Raw genomic sequence first — 15,879 nt, 5'->3', positions numbered from 1 at the left:
AGGTGGGGGCATCACGTATGAGGGTGCGCCCGCCTTTTTGCGATTATTATTCAAAGTAAAAGAACAATGACCCTATACATCATACTCATATTCTCAGCCATCTGCGTGGGCATGGCCATCAGTGTCAAGGCATTCGGCACGGGAGGCAAACGCAAGCGCATCTTCCAGGACATCTACTTCTCCATTGAGGAAGTGGATGGCATCGGTGTGCTCTATACCAAGACGGGCGAATACTCTGCTGTGCTGAAGATGGAGAACCCCGTGCAGAAATACTCTGCCAATATCGAGGCCTACTATGAGTTCACCCACCTCTTCGCCGCCCTTGCCCAGACCTTGGGCGAAGGTTATGCGTTGCATAAGCAGGACGTGTTTGTGAGGAAGGCGTTCAAGGAAGAGAATGGAGGGAACCATGAGTTTCTGAGCCAGAGCTACTTCCGCTATTTCAACGGCAGACCGTTTACCGACAGCGTCTGCTACCTGACCATCACACAGGAGAACAAGAAGAGCCGCCTGATGTCGTTCGACAACAAGAAATGGCGTGATTTCTTGGTGAAGATACGTAAGGTGCAAGACCAGTTGAGGGATGCTGGCGTGAAGTCCCGCTTCCTCGGCAAGGCGGAAGCCAGCGAGTATGTTGACCGATTCTTCTCCATGAACTTCCGTGACAAGGTGGTGTCGATGACCAACTTCAATGTGGATGACGAGACCATCGGCATGGGTGACCGCCGCTGCAAGGTGTATAGCCTGGTGGATGTGGATTGCGCCAACCTGCCGTCGGTCATCCGTCCCTACGCCAATATAGAGGTGAACAACACCAGTATGCCTGTTGACCTCGTGAGCATCGTCGATAGCGTGCCCGGTGCCGACTGTGTGGTGTTCAACCAGATGGTGTTCGTGCCCAACCAGAAACGTGAGCTTGCCCTGCTCGACAAGAAGAAAAACCGCCATGCCTCCATGCCCAACCCCAGCAACCTGATGGCTGTGGAGGACATCAAGCGAGTGCAGGAGGTGATAGCCCGTGAGAGCAAGCAGCTCGTATATACCCACTACAACCTTGTGGTGGCAGTTAGCGGTGACACCGACATACAGAAATGCACCAACCATCTGGAAAACTCCTTCTCGCGCATGGGCATCCACATCAGCAAGCGAGCCTACAACCAGTTGGAGCTCTTTGTCAACTCCTTCCCCGGCAACTGCTATGGCATGAATGCCGACTACGACCGATTCCTCACCCTCGGCGATGCCGCCACCTGCCTGATGTACAAGGAGCGCATCGTGCATAATGAGGACACCCCACTGAAAATCTACTATACCGACCGCCAGGGCGTGCCCGTAGCCATCGACATCACAGGAAAGGAGGGAAAGGAGAAACTGACCGACAACTCCAACTTCTTCTGCCTTGGTCCATCGGGCAGCGGCAAGTCGTTCCACATGAACAGCGTGGTGCGCCAGTTGTGGGAGCAGAACACCGACATCGTCATGGTAGATACGGGTAACTCGTATGAGGGACTCTGCGAGTATGTGGGCGGCAAGTACATCGCCTATACGGAGGACAAGCCCATTACCATGAACCCCTTCAACATCAGCAAGAGAGAGCTGAACATCGAGAAGATAGACTTCCTGAAGAACCTGATACTGCTGATATGGAAAGGTTCGGAGGTGCAGATACCCGAACTGGAGTTCCGTGTGGTGGAGCAGTTGGTGACGGAGTACTATGACTTCTATTTCAACGGTGTGCAACCCTATCCATCCTCGCAGAAGGAGACACTGAGAAAGAACCTCTCGACGATGGAGAAGCGACGCGGCACAGAACTGACACAGATACACGACAAGGTAGAGAAACTCATCAAGGGACTGGAGGAGCGGCGCATGGCATTGGCAGTGAAGACCCTGTCGTTTGACTCGTTCTATGAGTTTGCCTGTGAGCGTCTCGACCATATATGCATCGAGAACAACATCACCACCATCGACTGCGACAACTTCGCCTATATGCTGCAGAACTTCTACCGTGGTGGCAAGTACGACAAGATTCTCAACGAGAACGTGGATAGCACCCTGTTCGACGAGACCTTCATCGTCTTCGAGGTGGATGCCATCAAGGAGAACAAGCAGCTGTTCCCCATCGTGACGCTCATCATCATGGACGTGTTCCTGCAGAAGATGCGACTGAAGAAGAACCGCAAGTGCTTAGTCATCGAGGAGGCATGGAAAGCCATCGCCTCGCCGCTGATGGCAGAGTACATCAAGTACCTCTACAAGACAGCGAGAAAGTTCTGGGCGAGCGTGGGCGTGGTGACACAGGAGATACAGGACATCATCGGCAGTCCCATCGTGAAGGAGGCCATCATCAACAACTCCGATGTGGTGATGCTGCTCGACCAGAGCAAGTTCCGTGAGCGATTCGACGAGATCAAGGCGATATTAGGCTTGACGGATGTGGATTGCAAGAAGATATTCACGGTCAACCGCTTGGAGAACAAGGAAGGAAGAAGTTTCTTTCGTGAGGTGTTTATCCGACGGGGATCCACGAGCGGAGTGTATGGTGTGGAGGAACCGCATGAGTGCTACATGACCTATACCACTGAGCGAGCCGAGAAGGAGGCGTTAAAACTCTATAAGCGAGAACTGAAATGCAGCCATCAGGAGGCTATTGAGCGGTATTGCAGGGACTGGGATGCCAGTGGTATCGGGAAGTCGCTGGCATTTGCGCAGAAGGTGAATGAGGCGGGACATGTGCTAAATCTGACGGACGATGGAGCCACTATCCGTTGACGCGCCGAGCACGGGGGCTGATGGACGGAAACGGAAAGCCCGGAATAGACGGAAAGCCCAAATGCCCGAAAGCAAAACTTTCGGGAACGGACGGAGCAGTGAACGGAGAGACCAAGACTTGCTTGGGCTATCCCGAGTCGCGTCGGACGGAGGCAAAGCCAACGGTGGCTGAGTAGTAGATGCTATCTGTAGTGAATACTACCAATAGTAAATACTACAAGTAGTAAAGTAGTGGAATAGTAAAGTAGTAGAAACGTAAAGTAGTGAAGCAATGAGACGTTTACACCTTATTATAATATATATGTGTCTTACGCTTGTCGTGGGAAAGGTTCATGCGCAGTATTACAGCGTGAACTATGACAAGCAGACCGTTGCCGCCATGGCTGCCGCATTCGGTGCTGGAGCTATGGCAGAGAGCTATTATAACGAGCAGGTGGGCGAAATCTTGAAGCACTACAATGCCGCTGAGGTTGCCACTGCCGGTATATTCGCCGCCAAGTTCTTGGAGCGCAAGGCCTTCACAGACCTTGGCATCTGGAGCAGCAGCACAGAGAATTACTATTACCGCCGTATCCACAATATGGTGGCGAACAAGATTATGCCCAAGATATGGACGGTGGCAGGCATGATGCTGAAAAGTCCGCAGACCGCCCTCTACTGGGGCAGTTATCTGATGAAGATTTGTGCCGACACCAAGTCGCTGTGCATGCAGTTTGAGAGTGTGGTGACCAACAGCAGCCTGACCTTTGCCGACATCCAGTTCTTGGAAATCAACCAGGAGATAGCCGCCATCCTCAAACTCTCGGAGATTGGCAACGTGGATTGGCAGCAGCTGTTGGACGACATTGCCAGTGTGCCTGGCAACTTCACCGTAGAGAATCTAGCCGCCGACATCGAGACACTTTACAACATGGGGGCATCGTTGGCTACGGCAGGCATCAACTCCGCGGATTCCCTCTTGCAGAAAAGTGCCTTCAACGACCTTTTCAATGGCAAGGTGAGCAAAATCATCGACATCTATGACAACTACCATGACCTCTATGAACAGGCAGAGAACGGCATTGGCAGTACCCTTATCAGTCTGGTGGGAGGCCATGACAGCATCGCCAACCTCTTTGCCCTCTCCAACTACAACATCACTTCGTGGATGACTGACTATCTGAGCGAGACGCAGGGCAACTACTATACGCAGCGTTGGTACATCGCCCGACGAGACCAGGGCAGTGTGAGCCTCTGTGACTACTATCCGCCGACCGATGACAACAACATACTGAACGGTGACCATTGGTATCGTATCAATACCACCGACCCCAACTTCTACCCCAGCAGCACACAGCGAGAGCAGATATTGGTCAACTCGGAAAACCATGCAGGATGGAGTCGCAGCCGTGTGCAGCAACTCAACGCCCAGAACGAGGGCTTCACCTATACGATGAACTATTGGATGTCGTCGTACATCATCAGCCGTGGCGGCAAGCAGACCAAGAAAGCATACGCATACGAGATACACGTTACCAAGAGTTGGAACAACGTAGAAGAGGTGTATGAGGATGTCTTCGACTCCTACAGCATGGATCTGAATACCTTCAAGCGTCAGTTGCAGGCACGCCTCTCGGAATATAACGACAACAAAGAAGGCTATGTCTATTACATCGGCAGTGACGCACGCCGTTACTACCAAGCCACCGATGCCGCCAAGCTGAAGGGCGTGGAGAGCGTTACCATCAGCGTCACCTGTTCGGACGGTGTCACCCTCGGACAGGGCAGCACGCAGTACAAGTGCCGTGAGTGCGGCGGTTCGCTCAATGCCCACAGCAAGGAATGCGCCATGAGGACAACCGTATCAGAAAATAATCTCGACCTATCGGAACTGGACGAGAAGGAACGTGAAGCAAGCAGCAAGATAGCCCTGTTGGAGGCGCAGATAAACCAGTTGGAGACAGAGAACAAAAACCTGCTCACGCAGATTGCCAATGCCTCCGTGGAGGAAGCCCCAGCCTTGCGGCAGCAGTACAATGCCAACAAGACCAAGATAGACAACCTGAAGAAGGAGTTGGCTTCATGGCAGCAGCAGTTGGCAGACATACAGGATGCCAAGAGTGAGGCGGCTAATGACAATGCCACCGCCACCGATGACTACTACCGCATCCCTGCCATCATGCAGGATGTGAAGTCTGCCTACAACCTCACGTGGCAAGGAGCCGGTTCGTGGAACGGCTATACCTACGTGCGTACTGCTACCATGCCCAACATCAACGGCATTATCACCTTCAAGGCGACACTCTCCATTGCAAGGAAGCCCAAGTACTTCCTTGGCATCAAAATACACCGTGCGATACTGCAAATATCATGGGAGCTGACCTCGGAATACACCGACACGCAGGTGGTGGATGTGCTCACCCTCGACCCGAATGCCTCTGACGAGGAGAAGACGAGGCAGGTGAATAACCGTATCTCGGAGATAGCCCGGGAGTTCCCATCGTGCAGCATCACCACGGAGTATGCCAAGAGCGAGGCGACACAGACCGCAGACAATGACGATGTGATACATCTGCTCTGGTCGAGTGACCGCCTGGAGATAGCCCGTGAGGTGGACAGCCGTATCACCAAGATATATGCCGACTTGGTATCATTGGAGAAGATGATGCACTACAAGCGCAGCATCATTGATGTGCTGATGGACATTCTTCCTTCAATCGACGCAGAGCAAGGTCGCAGAAGGACACTCATTGAAGAGTGCTACGAGCGATGGCGTGAGAATGCAGACCCTAACAGAGGGGATAGTGAAGATAACGAGAACGAAAACTGAGGGAGGAACAAAGAATGAGACATACCATCATTATATCTCTCTTGCTGATTACCCTCTTCCCCAAGACAGCCTTGGCGCAGTGGGGATTCGATGCGGTATCGGTGGAAGCATACATCAACGACCACAAGAAGCAGCGAAGCCTCTTGCTGGCACGCAGCACACTGGAGTACAGCAACCAACTGCTGCATGAATACAGCAGTGAAGAGGTGGGAAAGTACAAGGAACTGAATGTGGATTTGGACAAATACACCCGTGCCTTTGACATCATCGACGTGATGTACCAGTCGTTGCGCACAGTGCTGAATGTGAAGAGCACCTACCAGACGGTGAGCGACCGCATCAGTGACTACAAGAATCTGTTGGAGGACTTCACTGATAAGGTCATAAAGCGGAAACACATCGAACTGGCGGACACGATGCTCATCAGCATCAACAAGAAAGCCATCGACAACATATACAACGAGGGAAACCAACTCTATCATAGCGTCAACGACCTCGTGTTGTATGCTACAGGAGCGGCAGCCTGTTCCACCTCCGACCTGCTGATGGTGTTGGACAACATCAACAACTCGTTGGACCTGATAGAAAAACACCTGAACCAAGCCTACTTCCAGACATGGAGGTATGTGCAGTTGCGCATGGGCTACTGGAAGGAGAAGGTGTATCGCACCCGGACGAAGGAAGAGATACTCGAAGATGCCTTCAGCCGATGGAAGGTGGCAGGAAAACTTGACTATTGACGGATTGCAAACAAAAGAAGAATAGATATGAAGAAGACAATGATACTCATTATGGCGGCAGTAGCCACCACCTCAGCCACAGCCCAAAGCGTAACCTATAACCACGACTCATCGAAGCAGAACCAGATAACGGTGATGGAGACAGGTGGCGGTTCTCTCACCCCTGAGTTCTATTATTGGCTGTTGCACAACAGCTACAAGAAGACGGCGGCAGAGAAGAACAAGTTGGGCTTCCGTACCCTTGCCGGCATCAACCTATACAACCAAGTGGATGATGCGGAGAAGATAGACTCGGCCCTGACCAAGCGTGCAGAGGTGGAAGCCCTAAACGTAGCCGACCGACAGATAGACCTCGCCTGGCTTGCCGAGAGCAGCAAGATTAACGGTCAGTTGGACAAGATGAAGGCGAACATTGACCATATCATCCCCACAGGAGGCACCATCAATGACAAGCGTCGGTGGGAGGAACTATACAATATGTACCAGTGTGCAGTGAAATCCACCAAGGATGCCTATATGCCCAATGCGCAGAGGAAACGACAATATCTGAGCATCTATGCCGACCTGACGGCACAGAACGAGACACTACTGAAATACCTCGTTCAGCTCAACACCCAAAACCAGACCACCGCTCTCCTGGCAGCCACCAACGACCGTGTGGTGCATAAAGGCAGCATCATCAGCGATGCGAAGAGCCGTTGGCAGGAGAACATAAAGGGTGTGAGGAGCTCGACAGAGTCTGACAGCGATGATGCCAACGATGGTGACGGTGAAGAAAGCGTAAACAGATAAAAAACAATAATTATTATGGCAGACAACATACTCAGCGATTTCGGCATCAACATCCTCGAAGAGGAGATTGATGATGTGATATTCCAGACCAACGAGTTCCTGACCGATGCCACCTTCACAGGCTCACAGGGGCCATTCTGGTGGATTCTCCAAATGTGTATGGCATTGGCGGCACTGTTCTCTATCATCGTGGCGGCAAGCATGGCTTACAAGATGATGGTGAAGAACGAGCCTTTGGACGTGATGAAACTGTTCAAGCCCTTGGTGGTGAGCATCATCCTTTGTTGGTGGTACCCACCTGCTGACACAGGCATGACCAACAGCGGCAGCAGCTGGTGCGTATTGGACTTCCTATCCTATATCCCCAACTGCATCGGCAGTTACACCCACGACCTCTACGAGGCAGAGGCAACACAAATCTCCGACAAGTTTGAGGAGGTGCAGCAGTTGGTTTATGTCAGAGACTCGATGTACACCGACCTTCAGGCACAAGCCGACGTGGCGCACAAAGGCACCTCAGACCCCAACCTGATAGAGGCGACGATGGAGCAGACGGGCGTGGATGAAGTGACCAATATGGAGAAGGATGCCAGCAAGCTATGGTTCACCTCACTGACGGCAGGGGCTGTGGTGGGCATCGACAAGATTGTTATGCTGATAGCCCTGATTGTGTTCCGCATCGGTTGGTGGGCGACGATATACTGCCAGCAGATATTGCTCGGCATGCTCACGATATTCGGTCCGATACAATGGGCGTTCTCCCTCTTGCCAAAATGGGAGTCATCATGGGCAAAGTGGCTAACCCGTTATCTGACAGTACATTTCTACGGAGCCATGCTCTACTTCGTCGGTTTTTACGTCCTGTTGCTCTTTGACATCGTGCTCTGCATACAGGTAGAGAACCTAACTGCGATAACTGCCAGTGAGCAGACGATGGCAGCCTATCTGCAAAACTCGTTCTTCTCGGCAGGCTATCTGATGGCGGCAAGCATCGTGGCGTTGAAGTGTCTGAACCTCGTGCCCGACCTTGCGGCATGGATGATACCAGAGGGCGACACCGCCTTCTCAACCCGAAACTTCGGCGAGGGTGTGGCGCAACAGGCAAAGATGACGGCTACGGGAGCCATGGCGACAGTGATGAGATAACAACAAATAAATATATGTATTATGGTAATCAAGAACTTAGAAAACAAAATCAAACTGGTTGGCATCATCTGCTCTGCCTTTCTCGTGGGCTGCATCATCATCTCGGTGTCGAGCATCTGGACGGCACGCTGCATGGTGACGGATGCGCAGCAGAAGGTGTATGTGCTAGACGGCAATGTGCCCATACTGGTGAACCGCACCACGATGGAGGAAACGCTGGATGTGGAGGCAAAGAGCCATATCGAGATGTTCCACCACTACTTCTTTACGCTTGCTCCCGATGACAAGTACATCCGTTATTCGATGGAGAAGGCGATGTATCTGGTGGACGAGACGGGCTTGGCACAGTACAACACGCTGAAAGAAAAGGGATTCTACAACAACATCATGGGTACGAGTGCCGTGTTCAGCATCTTCTGCGACAGCATCAAGTTCAACAAGGAGAAGATGGAGTTCACCTACTACGGTAGGCAACGCATCGAGCGAAGGAGCAATATCCTGATGCGTGAACTGGTGACGGCGGGACAGGTGAAGCGAGTGCCAAGGACGGAGAACAATCCTCACGGATTGCTTATCACCAACTGGAGAACCTTGCTCAACAAGGACATTGAGCAGAAGTCGAAGTCAAACTTCTAATATCGCAGCGGTATGAGTGTAAAAGGAATCAGACGGATGCTTGTGGGCGAGGATATGCCCGACAAGAACGACCCCAAGTACAGGGAGCGGTATGAGAAGGAGGTGGCGGCAGGGCGCAAGTTTGCCAAGACCACGAGGATAGACCGTGCGGCGGCTAAGGTGCAAGGCTTCGCCAACGCCCACAAGACGCTGTTTCTCGTCATCGTGTTCGGCTTTGTCGCCACGTGTTTCGGCATCAACATCTACAGGATGGCGAGGTACTACGGTCATCGGACGGAGGCGGCAAGTGCCATCGAGCGGCAGGAAGGGCGCATGAAACAATTGATGGATGCCGCCCACTGCACGGTTCCTCCCGTGACGCATCGGGAGGACAAGGAGGAGCAAGACAAGTCAGTAACATCAAAATCAGACAGCGATGAGAATAACAGATAAGATAAACTTCCGTCAGCCGAAGTACATGCTGCCAGCCATCGTGTACATCCCGTTGCTTGCCACAGGCTATTTTGTCTTTGACATGTTCAATACGGAGGTGGCGGAAACGCAGGACAAGAACCTGCAGACCACCGAGTTTCTGAACCCAAACCTGCCCGGAGCGCAGATCAAGAACGGTGACGGCATCGGCGGAAAATATGAGAACATGGCGAAGTCGTATGGTCGCATAGCTGACTATTCGGCGGTGGATAACATTGAGCGTGACAACGAAGAAGAGAAAGAAACGTATGAATCCAAGTACACAGAAGAAGACCTTGCGGAACTCGTCCGTCAGGCAGAAGAGAAGGACGATGCAGCCGAAGTGGCCGATGCCAAGGCGCGAGAAGCGGAAGCACTCGAAGCACTCAACAAGGCACTCGCCGAAGCGAGGCTGAGAGGTCAGTCAACAGTTGCTCCCGTTGCCCAGGACACCACACAGGCTGAACAGCCCAAGGAGCAGATTGAGGTGAAAGGTCAGATTGCCGAGGACAGCAAGGCAGTGAAGGCATTGGACGAGGAGGACAAGGCACAGGAGGTGGTGAAGAAGGTGAAGGTGACTTCCGACTATTTCAACACCCTGACTCAGAACGAGCATGAGCCGAAGCTCATCAAGGCCATCATTGACGAGGACGTGAAAGCCACGGACGGGTCGAGGGTGCGGTTAAGACTGCTTGATGACATCGAGATTGGTGAGACCGTGGTGAAGAAAGGGTCGTACCTCTATGCCACCATGAGCGGTTTCGGTTCGCAGCGAGTGAAGGGCAGTATCAACTCCATCTTGGTGGATGATGAGCTGATAAAGGTTTCGCTCTCGCTCTATGACACAGACGGACTAGAGGGATTGTATGTCCCCGGCAGCCAGTTCAGAGAGACAACTAAGGACGTGGCGAGCGGTGCGATGCAGAACAACATGAACATCGACCAGACGGGAGCGAACAACAGTTTCTCGCAATGGGGCATGCAAGCCGTAACCAATGCCTACCAGAAGACGAGCAACGCCATCAGTAAGGCTATCAAGAAGAATAAGGTGAAGCTGAAGTATGGGACGTTTGTGTATCTGGTTAATGGGAAAGAGAAAAGGAAATAGACACTGCCCGAAAGCAAAACTTTCGGGAACGGTGGCTCATAGAGTATAAACATCAAAAAATCAAGGATTATGAATATTATTCAGAAAATCAACATCTGTGCGTTGCTGTGGCTGAGCGTGTTGTCAGCCAAGGCGCAGACCACCTATGAAGAGATGGAGCAGCTGACGGTCAACGACCAAGTGACCACCGTCATCACCGCCTCCGAACCCATCCGCTTTGTCGATATATCCACCGACAAGGTGGTGGGCGACCAACCCATCAACAACACCATCCGCCTGAAGCCCAAGGACAACGTGTATGCCGACGGCGAGGTATTAGCGATAGTGACCATCGTGACGGAACGCTACCGCACACAGTATGCCTTGCTATACACCACGAGGATGCAGGAGGCGGTGACCGACAAGGAGATAGAATGTTCGGAGCGCAATGCCTACAACAACCCGGCTGTGAGCCTGTCCACTGCCGATATGACCAAGTATGCGCGTCAGATATGGTCATCAGCTGCCAAGTTTCGCAATGTGGCGACGAAGAAGCACCGCATGGTGATGCGCCTGAACAACATCTACAGCGTGGGCGAATATTTCTTCATCGACTTCTCCGTGGAGAACAAGACCAACATCCGCTTCGACATCGACGAGATGAGAGTGAAGCTGTCGGACAAAAAGCAGAGCAAGGCTACCAATGCGCAGATAGTTGAACTGACCCCAGCCCTTGTGTTGGACGATGCAAAGGCCTTCAAGTATGGCTACCGCAACGTGATTGTGGTGAAGAAGATGACTTTCCCCAACGACAAGGTGCTGACCATCGAGCTGTCGGAGAAGCAGATAAGCGGACGCACCATCTCGCTCAGCATCGACTATGAGGATGTGCTGTCTGCCGATTCGTTTAACCATATACTGTTGGAGGAAGAATGATGAAAATGAAGAGTGAAGAAACAACGTTCGGCGGCCAAAGGGAAAGCCAATGTAGAATGAAAAAAAGGCTTGCGCATACCTTGTTGCTGATAGTTATCTGTTTTATGGCAAGCATGACTCCAGCAATAGCGCAGCAGAATAGCGACCGCATATCCTTGGGCTTCGGATGCCTGTATGAGCGAGGACTGGAAGTGACGCTATCCTATGAGCATGAGACCAAGTATCACAATGCGTGGGAGTATTTTGCCAACGGATATATCAAGTGGGACGAGTGCGCCTCGTGCGGTCATGTGTGTCCTGAGAGTTTCTGGAGCAACTACCGCAGTTATGGCTTCGGCTTCGCCTACAAGCCCTGTGTGGCGAGGGGACGCAACCACCATGGCAACATGCGCATCGGAGCATCTGCAGGCAGTGATACCGACAGGTTCTTGGGCGGCATCCACCTCGGCTATGAACATAACTACACCTTGCGCCACGGCTGGAAACTGTTTTGGCAGGTGAAGACCGACGTGATGATTAAGGGCGAAGACCTGTTTAGAACGGGTATTGTCTTGGGTGTGAAACTTCCTGTAAAATGACTATGCGTATGAAGAAGCTATTATCAATTCTTGCAGTTGCGGCAACGGTGTTGCTGACTGCCTGTGACGAGCATCAGGACTTTCCCGACACCGCTATGAAGGTCACTCATATACTGACCACTGACGGCAAGGTAATGCCCTACGAAACCTACGAGCAATCGGGCAAGCAAGCCATTGCCGTGGTGTTCAACATCAACCAGAGGGAAGAGATGGAGGGGAACGGATATGCCGTCTATCTGTGGGACATCGCTCCCGAATCCTTTGCCGACAGCATCGGTGTAGAGCAGGACACCTCCTGTGACCTCACCGCCTATGACGGCAACGCCAACACCTTTGCCCTCTATGGTACGACCGATGTGAAGTCGCCTTTGGCTGAGCGTGTCTTCGACCTGTGGCGTTATGGTCAGAGTGCCTATATCCCCAGTGTGGCGCAGATGCGTCTGCTCTATCATGTCAAGGACATCATCAACCCCTACATCCTGAAATGCGGCGGCACGCCCATCCCCGATGAGGATGATGACTGTTGGTATTGGACTTCAACGGAAGTAGAAGGACAAGCGACCGCCAAGGCATGGCTCTACTCCCTTGGCAGCGGTGCTATACAGGAGACTCCCAAATGGCAGCCGCATAAGTCGAGAGCCATCATCACGATAATGGATTAGCCCATATACAGACATCAAGTATCACCCGTATCATCATCAAAGTACAACAATTAAAAAAGAAAAAGCATGAAAAAGAATTTGTTTCTAATGTTGGGACTTGGAGCCGTGCTCCTCACGTCCTGTGACCAAGACATCGTCAATGAGATTTACCTGCCCGGTGGCAGCGGTTCGGTGGTAGTGACCGACAGCACATCGACCAAGCAGCTGCAGGTGTTCACAAATCTGGAGATGCTGCAACCTGCCGTCTCCACACGAGCCGTGGACAATCAGTGGGAACTCAATGACATGATTGGCATCTCTTCCACAGGGATGATCAACAACATGAAGTTCACCCGAAACGGCAGCACGAATCAATTTGTGTCAGCCAGCAAGGTATTTTTCACGGACACTGACACTCACACATTCAATGCCTACTATCCTTACATGGCAAGTCCTACTAACGATATCATAGAGTTCCAAGTGCCGGAAGCAGCAGTACAGAGTGAGCAGAAGGTCAATGATTTCCTGTTTGCCAATGGAACGGCATCATACGCCAGTCCGAGCCTTACATTGAACTTCACCCATCAGATGGTGCGTGTCATCATCAAGGTCTATACCTCACCCGAATACGGTTTCACCACCAACGATTTTGCAGGAAGCCTACTCACGTTCATCGGTTATTTTGACAGCGGTACTTTCAATATCAAGACCGGAAAGGTGGAATGCAGTGACGAGTCTGTGACGACCTATTATTTCGGCGACCCTCAAAGTGACCACATGGAATATACGCTTTATGTTCCTGCACAGGTTATGCCGGACATGACATTGCAACTGAGTAATGGGGAGAACTTTGTATTCCTCACAAACGACACGTGGAAAGCAGGTCATTCCTACAGCTATTCATTGAAGCCTGTGCGTAACACCCTGGAGGTTATATCAGCAACTATCTCTCCGTGGACAGTAGAGTCTGAGAAGACCATCAACGGCTACGAATAAAACTTAAAAGAGGATTGGAGGGTGTCCACCGTGGCATCCTTCATCCTTTTGTACTCAATCATAAAGCATCATCGAAAAGTAAATGGAAGAAAGCAAAGAGTTACAGGGTTTTTACAAGATATTCAGGGCGGTGATATATGTCTCCATACTGATGGAGTTCTTCGCCTACGCATTAGAGCCCCAGCAGTTGGACTTCCTGGGCGGCGTGGTGACGGACATCCATGGGCGCATCAAGCGGTGGATGATATACCATGACGGCAACCTCGTGTATAGCAAGGTGGCCACGTTCCTGCTGATATGTATCACCTGTGTGGGGACGAGAAACAAAAAACATCTGGAGTTTGACGCTCGTAGGCAGGTGCTTTACCCGTTGGTGTCGGGCGTACTGCTGATTGTGTTGTCGGTATGGCTGTTCGGCTATTCCATCATGCCCCGTCTCTATACCCTTAGATTAAACACTTGGCTCTACATGCTCACTTCCATCATCGGTGTGGTGCTGGTGCATATCGCCCTCGACAATATCTCCAAGTTCCTGAAGGAAGGACTGCTGAAAGACCGCTTCAACTTCGAGAATGAGAGCTTCGAGCAATGCAGGGAGTTGCAGGAGAACAAGTACAGCGTGAACATCCCCATGAGGTACTACTACAAGGGCAAGTTCCGCAAGGGCTGGGTGAACATCGTCAATCCGTTCCGTGGCACATGGGTTGTGGGTACTCCTGGTTCGGGTAAGACCTTCTCCATTATTGAGCCGTTCATCAGGCAACATAGCGAGAAGGGCTTTGCGATGGTGGTGTATGACTACAAGTTTCCCACCCTCGCCACCAAACTCTACTATCACTATCTGAAGAACAAGAACGCCAAGGACAGCAAGATGCCCAACGGCATGAAGTTCAACATCATCAACTTTGTGGATGTGGAGTATTCGCGAAGGGTGAACCCTATCCAGTTGAAGTATATCAACAACCTTGCCGCTGCGAGCGAGACCGCCGAGACCCTGTTGGAATCCCTGCAAAAGGGAAAGAAGGAAGGTGGCGGTGGCAGCGACCAGTTCTTCCAGACCTCTGCCGTCAACTTCCTTGCCGCCTGCATCTATTTCTTCTGCAACTATGGCAAAGAGCCCTACGACAAGGACGGAAAGATGCTGATAGCCGAGCGGCGTGAAGACCCGAAGACGAAGCGGCTAATAGCCACAGGACGTGTGTTCGACCATTCGGGCATGGAGGTGCAGCCCGCCTATTGGTTGGGCAAGTACAGCGACATGCCTCATATTCTGTCGTTCCTCAATGAGAGTTATCAGACCATCTTCGAGGTGTTGCAGACCGACAATGAGGTCGCCCCCTTGCTGGGTCCGTTCCAGACCGCCTTTGCCAACAAGGCGATGGAGCAGTTGGAGGGAATGATAGGCACCTTACGTGTCTATACCTCCCGTCTTGCTACTAAGGAGAGTTATTGGATATTCCACAAGGATGGTGATGACTTCGACCTGAAGGTCAGTGACCCGAAGAATCCGAGCTATCTGCTGATTGCCAACGACCCAGAGATGGAAAGCATCATCGGTGCGCTCAATGCATTGATTCTCAACCGCCTCGTGACGAGAGTGAATACAGGTCAAGGCAAGAATGTGCCTGTCAGCATCATCGTCGATGAGTTGCCGACCCTATACTTCCATAAAATCGACCGACTGATTGGCACTGCCCGAAGCAACAAGGTGAGCGTGGCTTTGGGCTTCCAGGAGCTACCGCAGTTGGAAGCCGACTACGGCAAGGTGGGTATGCAGAAAATCATCACCACCGTGGGTAATGTTGTGAGCGGTTCGGCTCGTGCCAAGGAAACCCTCGAATGGCTGTCGAGTGACATCTTCGGTAAAGTAGTGCAACTCAAAAAGGGTGTGACCATCGACCGTGACAAGACCTCCATCAACCTCAATGAGAACATGGACAGCCTTGTGCCTGCAAGCAAAATCTCCGACATGCCCACAGGTTGGATATGTGGACAGACCGCCCGTGACTTCGTAGTCACCAAGACCGGCATGAACGGAAGCATGAATATTCAGGAGAGCGAGGAGTTCAAGACCTCCAAGTTCTACTGCAAGACCGACTTCGACATGACGGAAATCAAGAAGGAGGAATCGGAGTATGTTCCACTCCCTAAGTTCTATAAGTTCAAGAGCAAGGAAGAGCGAGAGCGCATCCTCTACAAGAACTTCGTTCAGGTTGGGGAGGACGTGAAAGCCATGATCAAGGAGATACAGCAGTTTCGTACACTCACCTAAAAGTAATCATCAAAAGCAGTGAGA

The 15,879-nt window shown here is 51.7% G+C and carries 14 protein-coding genes; all 14 read left to right on the top strand.

The genetic code is table 11. From position 1 onward, the window contains the following. Positions 1–66: 66 nt before the first annotated feature. The 14 genes from CIK93_RS08230 to CIK93_RS08170 all read left to right on the top strand — a co-directional run bounded on the left by CIK93_RS08230 (position 67) and on the right by CIK93_RS08170 (position 15,855). Positions 67–2,772 carry a TraG family conjugative transposon ATPase gene (locus CIK93_RS08230; RefSeq protein WP_094399559.1) on the top strand — a complete coding sequence of 902 codons (2,706 nt, stop codon included), beginning with the start codon at positions 67–69 and terminating at the stop codon, positions 2,770–2,772. A 20-nt stretch (positions 2,773–2,792) separates the two neighbouring features. Further along, on the top strand, positions 2,793–2,948 hold the full coding sequence (locus tag CIK93_RS13685; RefSeq protein WP_158215499.1) for a hypothetical protein: 156 nt from the start codon (positions 2,793–2,795) through the stop codon (positions 2,946–2,948). 95 nt (positions 2,949–3,043) lie between these two features. After that, a complete protein-coding gene (locus CIK93_RS08225; protein WP_170935017.1) occupies positions 3,044–5,581 on the top strand; it encodes a hypothetical protein in 2,538 nt (845 codons plus the stop codon). Positions 5,582–5,595: 14 nt separating this feature from the next. Then, a complete protein-coding gene (locus CIK93_RS08220) occupies positions 5,596–6,321 on the top strand; it encodes a hypothetical protein (RefSeq protein WP_094399555.1) in 726 nt (241 codons plus the stop codon). Positions 6,322–6,348: 27 nt separating this feature from the next. Continuing rightward, positions 6,349–7,113 carry a DUF5045 domain-containing protein gene (locus CIK93_RS08215; protein ID WP_094399553.1) on the top strand — a complete coding sequence of 255 codons (765 nt, stop codon included), beginning with the start codon at positions 6,349–6,351 and terminating at the stop codon, positions 7,111–7,113. A 15-nt stretch (positions 7,114–7,128) separates the two neighbouring features. Next, positions 7,129–8,259, top strand: coding sequence for a hypothetical protein (locus CIK93_RS08210; RefSeq protein WP_094399551.1), 1,131 nt, complete (start codon positions 7,129–7,131; stop codon positions 8,257–8,259). A 21-nt stretch (positions 8,260–8,280) separates the two neighbouring features. Then, on the top strand, positions 8,281–8,895 hold the full coding sequence (gene traK, locus CIK93_RS08205; RefSeq protein WP_025830775.1) for a conjugative transposon protein TraK: 615 nt from the start codon (positions 8,281–8,283) through the stop codon (positions 8,893–8,895). 12 nt (positions 8,896–8,907) lie between these two features. Then, the gene (locus tag CIK93_RS08200; RefSeq protein ID WP_094399549.1) at positions 8,908–9,327 is read left to right on the top strand and encodes a hypothetical protein; all 420 of its coding nucleotides are present in this window, start codon (positions 8,908–8,910) and stop codon (positions 9,325–9,327) included. Further along, entirely contained in the window at positions 9,311–10,453 is a 1,143-nt protein-coding gene (traM, locus tag CIK93_RS08195; RefSeq protein ID WP_094447057.1) for a conjugative transposon protein TraM, read from the top strand. Before CIK93_RS08200 ends, traM begins: the two co-directional genes overlap by 17 nt. Positions 10,454–10,522: 69 nt before the next feature. After that, complete coding sequence (gene traN, locus CIK93_RS08190) at positions 10,523–11,368, top strand: conjugative transposon protein TraN (RefSeq protein ID WP_094399545.1); 846 nt, start codon at positions 10,523–10,525, stop codon at positions 11,366–11,368. A gap of 104 nt (positions 11,369–11,472) precedes the next feature. Then, positions 11,473–11,946, top strand: coding sequence for a hypothetical protein (locus tag CIK93_RS08185; RefSeq protein WP_240513529.1), 474 nt, complete (start codon positions 11,473–11,475; stop codon positions 11,944–11,946). Between the two features lie 8 nt (positions 11,947–11,954). Beyond that, on the top strand, positions 11,955–12,608 hold the full coding sequence (locus CIK93_RS08180) for a DUF1566 domain-containing protein (protein WP_173815130.1): 654 nt from the start codon (positions 11,955–11,957) through the stop codon (positions 12,606–12,608). A gap of 66 nt (positions 12,609–12,674) precedes the next feature. Next, positions 12,675–13,583, top strand: a complete 909-nt coding sequence (locus tag CIK93_RS08175; protein WP_094399541.1) for a fimbrillin family protein — start codon at positions 12,675–12,677, stop codon at positions 13,581–13,583. Between the two features lie 82 nt (positions 13,584–13,665). Next, complete coding sequence (locus CIK93_RS08170) at positions 13,666–15,855, top strand: type IV secretory system conjugative DNA transfer family protein (protein ID WP_094399539.1); 2,190 nt, start codon at positions 13,666–13,668, stop codon at positions 15,853–15,855. Positions 15,856–15,879 lie beyond the last annotated feature (24 nt).

Origin of the sequence: Prevotella sp. P3-92, assembly GCF_002251205.1 — a bacterium.
Lineage (GTDB): Bacteria > Bacteroidota > Bacteroidia > Bacteroidales > Bacteroidaceae > Prevotella.
This window is presented reverse-complemented; position numbering and strand designations above follow the sequence as displayed.